8 protein-coding genes and 1 pseudogene are annotated in these 7,782 nt (G+C 33.0%); 8 read left to right on the top strand and 1 reads right to left on the bottom strand.

The window, feature by feature from the left end:
* The 7 genes and pseudogenes from ACIQ11_RS07225 to ACIQ11_RS07195 all read left to right on the top strand — a co-directional run.
* Positions 1-130: pseudogene (locus ACIQ11_RS07225) on the top strand (UDP-3-O-(3-hydroxymyristoyl)glucosamine N-acyltransferase); the annotation flags it as partial.
* A 4-nt stretch (positions 131-134) separates the two neighbouring features.
* A complete protein-coding gene (locus ACIQ11_RS07220; protein ID WP_396154002.1) occupies positions 135-1,496 on the top strand; it encodes a bifunctional UDP-3-O-[3-hydroxymyristoyl] N-acetylglucosamine deacetylase/3-hydroxyacyl-ACP dehydratase in 1,362 nt (453 codons plus the stop codon).
* A 79-nt stretch (positions 1,497-1,575) separates the two neighbouring features.
* A complete protein-coding gene (gene lpxA, locus ACIQ11_RS07215) occupies positions 1,576-2,361 on the top strand; it encodes an acyl-ACP--UDP-N-acetylglucosamine O-acyltransferase (RefSeq protein WP_291242448.1) in 786 nt (261 codons plus the stop codon).
* A 237-nt stretch (positions 2,362-2,598) separates the two neighbouring features.
* Positions 2,599-3,159 (top strand): elongation factor P, encoded by a 561-nt coding sequence (gene efp / locus ACIQ11_RS07210; RefSeq protein WP_353076493.1) that lies wholly within the window; start codon positions 2,599-2,601, stop codon positions 3,157-3,159.
* Between the two features lie 69 nt (positions 3,160-3,228).
* Complete coding sequence (locus tag ACIQ11_RS07205; protein ID WP_396154001.1) at positions 3,229-4,170, top strand: UDP-3-O-(3-hydroxymyristoyl)glucosamine N-acyltransferase; 942 nt, start codon at positions 3,229-3,231, stop codon at positions 4,168-4,170.
* 141 nt (positions 4,171-4,311) lie between these two features.
* The gene (sucD, locus tag ACIQ11_RS07200; protein ID WP_291242445.1) at positions 4,312-5,184 is read left to right on the top strand and encodes a succinate--CoA ligase subunit alpha; all 873 of its coding nucleotides are present in this window, start codon (positions 4,312-4,314) and stop codon (positions 5,182-5,184) included.
* A gap of 109 nt (positions 5,185-5,293) precedes the next feature.
* Positions 5,294-5,722: a hypothetical protein gene (locus ACIQ11_RS07195; protein WP_396154000.1), complete on the top strand. Its 429-nt coding sequence runs from the start codon at positions 5,294-5,296 to the stop codon at positions 5,720-5,722.
* Positions 5,723-5,779: 57 nt separating this feature from the next.
* On the opposite strand, the gene ACIQ11_RS07190 is transcribed toward ACIQ11_RS07195, so the two are convergent.
* Positions 5,780-6,970 (bottom strand): cytochrome-c peroxidase, encoded by a 1,191-nt coding sequence (locus ACIQ11_RS07190; RefSeq protein ID WP_396153999.1) that lies wholly within the window; start codon positions 6,968-6,970, stop codon positions 5,780-5,782.
* A gap of 134 nt (positions 6,971-7,104) precedes the next feature.
* On the opposite strand from ACIQ11_RS07190, the gene fabG reads away from it, so the two are divergent.
* Positions 7,105-7,782: 3-oxoacyl-[acyl-carrier-protein] reductase (gene fabG, locus ACIQ11_RS07185; protein ID WP_396153998.1), on the top strand; the 678-nt coding region annotated here is incomplete at its 3' end.

Raw genomic sequence — 7,782 nt, 5'->3', positions numbered from 1 at the left:
AAAAGACGGAGAAGTTGTACAAGGTAGCCCAGCATTTAATTATGGCGATTTTGCAAAGTCATTCGTACACTTTAGAAATTTACCTAAAATAGTTAATGAAATAGAAGAATTAAAAAAGAATAATATATAAAATCATGTTAAAACAAACAACTCTAAAAAGCGAAATTTCTTTAAAAGGTGTCGGACTTCATACGGGTCAGGAAGTGACAATGACTTTTAAACCTGCACCCATAAACAATGGTTTTACATTTGTACGTGTCGATTTAGAAGGAAGCCCAATTATTGAAGCAGATGCCAATTATGTAGTAAATACACAACGTGGTACTAATTTAGAAAAATTAGGTGTCATGATTCAAACACCTGAGCACGTTTTGGCAGCTTTAGTAGGTTGCGATTTAGACAATGTGATAATTGAATTAAATTCTTCTGAATTGCCTATTATGGATGGTTCTTCAAAATATTTTGTAGAAGCATTAGAAAAAGTAGGTTGTGTTGAACAAGAAGCTGAAAGAAAAATATATGTTGTAAAAGATGTAATTTCATATTTAGATGAAGCAACAGGAAGCGAAATTACAATAATACCAAGCGATAGCTATTGCGTAACTGCAATGGTTGATTTTGGCACAAAAGTATTAGGAACACAAAATGCAAACATGAAAAACATTTCTGATTTTAAATCGGAAATAGCAGAATGTAGAACATTTAGTTTCTTACATGAATTAGAAGCGTTATTAAATAACGGATTAATTAAAGGTGGCGATTTAAATAATGCTATAGTTTACGTAGATAAAGAAATTTCTGACGAAACTATGGGAAATTTGAAAAAAGCCTTCAATAAAGAACATATTTCTGTAAAGGAAAACGGAATTTTAGATAACTTAACGTTACATCATCCAAACGAAGCAGCACGTCATAAACTATTAGATATAGTGGGTGATTTGTCTCTTATTGGAAGAAGAATTCAAGGAAAGGTAATTGCAAACAAACCAGGGCATTTTGTAAACACTCAATTTGCTAAAAAAGTTTCAAAAATTATCAAATTGGAAGAAAAAAATCAAATTCCAGTTTATGATTTACATAAGGATCCAGTACTTGATATTCACGGAATTATGGATTTGTTACCACACAGACCACCATTCTTATTAGTAGATAAAATTTTAGAGTTATCTGAAACTCATGTAGTGGGCTTGAAAAACGTAACCATGAACGAGCCTTTCTTTGTAGGGCATTTTCCTGGTGCGCCTGTAATGCCTGGTGTATTACAAGTTGAAGCTATGGCACAAACGGGAGAAAATTATCTTACCTTCTTTATGAAAATAGATAATGTAAAATTCAAGCAAAAAGTGTTACCAGGTGATACCATCGTTTTTAAATGCGAATTAATAACACCTATTAGAAGAGGAATTTGCCACATGCAAGCCTATGCATATGCCAACGGAAAATTAGTTTCGGAAGCCGAATTAATGGCACAAATTGTAAAAGTAAAAAACGATTAAATAAAGAATCCTTTGTTTAGATGTGTTACAAATACCTTTAAACAGTCGGACATAAAATAAAATAAAATAAAATAAATATATGAATCAACCATTAGCATACGTTCATCCAGGAGCAAAAATTGCAAGAAATGTAGTTATCGATCCGTTTACTACCATTCATAATAATGTGGAAATTGGAGAAGGAACTTGGATAGGCTCTAACGTAACCATTATGGAAGGCGCAAGAATTGGTAAAAATTGTAATATTTTTCCAGGAGCAGTCATTTCTGCCGTACCACAAGATTTAAAGTTTGGTGGTGAAGATTCTTTAGCAATAATAGGTGATAACTCTACAATTAGAGAATGTGTTACTATTAATAGAGGTACCGTGGCGGCTGGAAAAACAGTAATTGGTAAAAATTGCCTTATTATGGCAACCGCACACATTGCACACGATTGCATGATTGGCGACAATGCTATTATTGTAAATGGTGTAGCGTTAGCTGGGCATGTTACAGTTGGTCAATACGCAGTAATTGGAGGTTTAGCGGCAGTGCATCAATTTATTTCTATTGGTGACCATGCGATGGTTTCTGGTGGAAGTTTAGTAAGAAAAGATGTGCCACCTTTTTCAAAAGCAGCAAAAGAACCTTTATCATATGTGGGTATTAATTCTGTAGGATTAAGAAGAAGAGGGTTTACCACAGAAAAAATAAGAGAGATTCAAGATATATACCGAATTTTATACCAAAAAAACTACAATACGTCTCAAGCAATGAGTATTATTGAAGCCGAAATGGAAGCGACTCCAGAAAGAGATGAGATTTTAGATTTCATTAGAAATTCTTCTCGCGGAATCATGAAAGGCTATACAGGAAGCGTTTAAAAAAAAACTAAACCACTAGAACTTTAAAAACATAGATTTAGTTGGCAAACAAAAAGTTTGAACAGTTGTGTGAATTATTTTTTTTTACACAAATTACACAAATTAGCACGAATTAATCTGTGGAAATTCGTGAAATTCGTGGCAAAATTTTTAGAACATAAATGTAAAATTTAATAAAAGTGAATAGTTTTAACTATTTTTGAGATTAATAAAAATATTATATAAAAACAAAATAAAATGGCAAGTACATCAGATATTAGAAATGGGTTATGTATTAAATTTAACCACGATATTTATAAAATCATCGAATTCTTACACGTAAAACCGGGTAAAGGTCCTGCGTTTGTAAGAACAAAATTAAAATCATTAACCAACGGAAAAGTATTAGACAATACGTTTTCTGCAGGACATAAAATAGATGTAGTTCGTGTAGAAACGCAAACGTACCAATTTTTATATCCAGAAGGAAATGATTTTCACTTTATGAATATCGAATCTTTTGAGCAAATAACACTAAATAGAAATATTTTAGATGCACCAGATTTATTAAAAGAAGGCGAAAATGTAATGATTCAAATCAATACAGAAACTGATTTACCACTTTCTGTTGATATGGCAGCTTCTGTAATTTTAGAAGTTACTTATACCGAACCAGGATTAAAAGGAAATACAGCTACAAACGCTACTAAACCTGCAACTGTAGAAACAGGAGCGTCAATTAATGTGCCTTTGTTTATTAATGAGGGTGATAAAATTAAAATTGATACAGCTTCAGGAAAATACATGGAGCGCGTATAATTTAGTAATATGCAAAAAGTGAGAAGTAGAAACTTTTCACTTTTTTTATTTTCGATTTTTACAATACAAATGAAATTTAACAAAACATATACTTTAAAACAAATTGCCGAAATCATCAATTCTAACTATGTTGGAGCGGATGATTTTCCAGTTCATGGTATGAATGAAATTCATGTGGTAACACCTGGCGATATTGTTTTTGTAGACCATCCAAAATATTACGATAAAGCGTTGCAATCTGCAGCTACAATTGTACTTATCAATAAAGAAGTAGTATGCCCAGAAGGAAAAGCATTATTAATTTCGGATGATCCTTTTAGAGACTTTAATATTTTAACCAACTATTTTCGACCTTTTCAGTTTTCAAATGTTTCTATTTCAGAAACAGCTACTATTGGAGAAGGAACTGTAATTCAACCCAATTGTTTTATAGGACATCAAGTTCAAATTGGTAAAAATTGTTTGATTCATTCGAATGTTTCCATTTACGATAATACTGTAATTGGTGACAACGTAATTATACATGCAGGAACTATTTTAGGTGCCGATGCTTTTTATTATAAAAAACGTGCAGAAGGTTTTGATCAATTGCTTTCTGGTGGACGAGTAGTCATAGAAAACAATGTAGGAATTGGTGCGCTTTGTACTATTGATAAAGGCGTAACAGGCGATACTACTATTGGTGAAGGTACTAAAATTGACAATCAGGTTCATGTAGGACACGACACCATTATTGGAAAAAAATGTTTAATTGCTTCCCAAACCGGAATTGCAGGTTGTGTAATAATTGAAGATGAGGTAACACTTTGGGGTCAAGTAGGAACCACCAGCGGTATAACTATTGGTGCGAAAGCAGTAATTATGGGGCAAACCGGAGTAACAAAATCTGTTGAAGGTGGAAAATCTTATTTTGGAACACCAATTGAGGAATCTCGCGAAAAATTAAAGCAATTGGCTAACATTAAACGTATTCCTGAGATTTTAGAAACTTTGAAAAACACTTCAAAATAAAAATAGTGCTTTCTATCTATTTGTTTGAAAAACCAAATGGATACCAAATTAGCAAAATAGTAGAAAAAAAAGTATAAAAAAATTAATTTATTACTGGCAAAAAACTTATTTTTGCTCAACTTTTAAAAAACAAATAACCTCATGAGTGTTTTAGTAAATAAAAATTCAAAAATTATAGTTCAAGGATTTACAGGAAGTGAAGGAACGTTTCACGCTTCTCAAATGATTGAATATGGTACAAATGTAGTAGGTGGTGTGACTCCAGGTAAAGGTGGTACATTGCATTTAGATAGACCTGTTTTTAATACGGTTAAAGACGCTGTTAAAACAGCTGGAGCAGATACTTCAATCATTTTTGTACCGCCAGCTTTTGCTGCAGATGCGATTATGGAAGCTGCTGATGCAGGAATTAAAGTAATTATTTGTATCACGGAAGGAATTCCAGTTGCAGATATGATTAAAGCATATGATTTTATTCAAGGTAAAGACTGTCGTTTAGTAGGTCCTAACTGTCCGGGAGTAATTACTCCAGGTGAAGCTAAAGTTGGTATTATGCCAGGTTTCGTATTCAAAAAAGGAACAGTTGGTATTGTTTCTAAATCAGGAACATTAACTTACGAAGCAGCTGACCAAGTTGTAAAACAAGGTTTAGGAATTACTACAGCAATTGGTATTGGTGGAGATCCAATTATTGGAACTACAACTAAACAAGCTGTAGAATTATTAATGAACGACCCTGAAACAGAATGTATCATTATGATAGGTGAAATCGGTGGTCAATTAGAAGCTGATGCTGCTAAATGGGTAAAAGCAGATGGTAATCGTAAACCAGTTGTTGGTTTTATCGCTGGTGAAACCGCTCCAAAAGGAAGAACAATGGGACACGCAGGTGCAATTGTAGGTGGTGCAGATGATACGGCTGAAGCTAAAAAACGCATTATGAGAGAATGTGGTATCCACGTAGTAGATTCTCCAGCAGAAATTGGAAAAAAAGTAAAAGAAATTATGGGATAATTTCCTGTATTTAAAATACATAATAATAAAAGCTCCTTTTATGGAGCTTTTATTACTTATACTAATCAAGTTCACTTAGTAATACGACTGAGTGACAAATAAAATAAAAATGGAAAAAGAATTAAAGAAATACAAATCAACAAATAGTTTTTTATTTACAACGGATTTGAACTTAGAAGAGGTTTGTAATGCGCCTGATGGTGCAAGCGGTGTTTTCTTGGTTTATGACGCCAGTAACGAAGAAAGACAATTAATTATGGTAGGTTCTACAGGCACCGTTCAGAATGATGGTACGTTGAAAGTGAAAAGTGGCGGTTTATACGATAAAATTGTAAACGGACATCAATTTGCTAAAACTGGGAGAAAATATTCTTGGCCTGCACAAATGAAAAAAGAAGAAATTACAGCTTTAGAAGTAGTATGGTATGAAACTTTTACAGGAAAAACAAAAAGCATTCCAACATTTGTTGAAGCGACTGTTTTACAAAGTTTTTTAAAAGACAACGGTACACTTCCAAAATGGAATGTAGCTTTCTAAAAAATAAATAGATAAAAAAAATCCCGCTCTGAATATTTTAGAGCGGGATTTTTTGTTTTAATTAAAAGGGTTAGACCATTTGGTATTCGTATATACATCGGTACCAGACAAGGTTCTTAAAAAGGCTATAACTGCATTTACTTCTGTTGCGGTTAAATTTAATTGTTGTCCATTTCCACCAGGTCTTAATCTTGGATCTAAGTTGGTATTTCCTGGTGCAATATTTATCGTACCATAATGACCAATAGCTTGTTGAAGTGAAGTAATTACTCCTGTATGCATCATTTGTCCGTTTGTAGTTCCATCTACTTTTACTAAATCTCTTAAAGAAGGCGCTCTGGTATTCGTAATGTCAATACCTGTTCCAGTTAAACTACCTATTATCCCATTGTTTCTTGAGTTAGGATCGATATCAAATTCAGGCGCTCTATGACAACCTGCACAACCCATTCCGCCAGCTGTTCTAACTCCAGAAGCATTAAAAGTTGGAGGTGTTAAAAACAAGTTTTTTCCTTGATTTTCTTGTGCTGTGAAATTAGTAAAAGGTGCTCCGTCGTTTGGTGCAGTTGCTCTTCCAATATCGTATTTAGAATCGAATGATTGAATACTTCTAATAAATTGTGCTAAAGCAAATTGAATTTTAGTTTCTGTAATTTCTTCTGATCCATATACAAATTTAAATAACTCTTTGTAATAATTTATAGCACTTAATTTTGTTACTAAAGCGTTAAAATTTAAATCGCCATTAGTGCCACTAAATCCCATTTCTCCGTGGTCTTTAATCGGCATAGTAGTTTGAACTTCTAAAGATGCGGCACGCTCGTCCCAAAAGAATTTAGATTCTGTGGCAAAACGCGTATTGATTAATCGCATAGAATGGCGTCCAGTAGTTCCGTTAACTCCTGTACTCGTAACGGAATCATCTCCAAAAGCAACTGATTGTTTGTGACAACTTGAACAAGAAATAGTATTATTCGAGGATAATTTCTTATCGTAAAACAAAACTCTTCCTAAAGTAGCGCCTTTATTTGAAATAGGATTTAACGCACTATTATTTTTAGTAATATAGGCTGGAACGGTTTGGTTTGCATAATTGGCTAAATTATTTAAATCAACTGAATTTCCAAATTCTGCTTGTACAGCAGGGTAGGATTCTGTAATAGCAGTGTAGCTATCTTCATTAGAATCATTACAGGAAACTACTGAAAAAGCAATTGCTAAAAATGGTAAGATTTTGAAGGCTTTCATAGGCTTTTTGTTTTGGTTAATTCTGTTTAGACCAAAAATAAACAAAAAGGTTTAATGTAAAAGAAATTTTTATTGCTTTAAATTATTATTATATTTGACTTTTATAAGAACGTATATCATTTAAATAGAAAAGTATGAAATTATTAGAAGGAAAAGTAGCCATTATTACTGGTGCAAGTAGAGGAATTGGAAGCGGAATTGCTAAAGTTTTTGCACAAAACGGAGCAAATGTTGCCTTTACATATAGTTCTTCTGCAGAATCGGCGTTAGCATTAGAAAACGAATTAAATGCTTTAGGAATTCAATCTAAAGGATATAAATCAAATGCGGCAGATTTTAACGAAGCGCAAAAATTAGTAGATGACGTAATGGCTGATTTTGGAAATATCGACATTTTAATAAATAACGCTGGGATTACTAAAGATAATTTATTAATGCGTATGTCTGAAGAAGATTTTGATGCGGTAATGAATATCAATTTAAAATCGGTATTTAATATGACTAAAGCGGTACAAAAAGTTATGCTTAAAAATCGTGCTGGTTCTATCGTAAATATGAGTAGTGTAGTAGGAGTAAAAGGAAATGCAGGTCAAGCAAATTACGCCGCATCTAAAGCAGGTATGATTGGTTTTACAAAGTCTATCGCATTAGAATTGGGTTCACGTAATATTCGTTGTAATGCTATCGCTCCAGGTTTCATTGAAACTGAAATGACAGCTAAACTTAATGAAGATGTTGTAAAAGGTTGGAGAGAATCTATTCCTTTAAAACGTGGTGGAACTCCTGAAGACGTTGCAAATGTATGTGTGTTC

It is taken from the genome of Flavobacterium sp., assembly GCF_044361065.1.
Lineage (GTDB): Bacteria > Bacteroidota > Bacteroidia > Flavobacteriales > Flavobacteriaceae > Flavobacterium.
This window is presented reverse-complemented; position numbering and strand designations above follow the sequence as displayed.

Excerpts from the sequence above, each read along its gene's own strand:
- ACIQ11_RS07220 (WP_396154002.1), top strand. The coding sequence starts at position 135 with ATGTTAAAACAAACAACTCTAAAAAGCGAAATTTCTTTAAAAGGTGTC.
- lpxA (WP_291242448.1), top strand. The coding sequence starts at position 1,576 with ATGAATCAACCATTAGCATACGTTCATCCAGGAGCAAAAATTGCAAGA.
- efp (WP_353076493.1), top strand. The coding sequence starts at position 2,599 with ATGGCAAGTACATCAGATATTAGAAATGGGTTATGTATTAAATTTAAC.
- ACIQ11_RS07205 (WP_396154001.1), top strand. The coding sequence starts at position 3,229 with ATGAAATTTAACAAAACATATACTTTAAAACAAATTGCCGAAATCATC.
- sucD (WP_291242445.1), top strand. The coding sequence starts at position 4,312 with ATGAGTGTTTTAGTAAATAAAAATTCAAAAATTATAGTTCAAGGATTT.
- ACIQ11_RS07195 (WP_396154000.1), top strand. The coding sequence starts at position 5,294 with ATGGAAAAAGAATTAAAGAAATACAAATCAACAAATAGTTTTTTATTT.
- ACIQ11_RS07190 (WP_396153999.1), bottom strand. The coding sequence starts at position 6,970 with ATGAAAGCCTTCAAAATCTTACCATTTTTAGCAATTGCTTTTTCAGTA.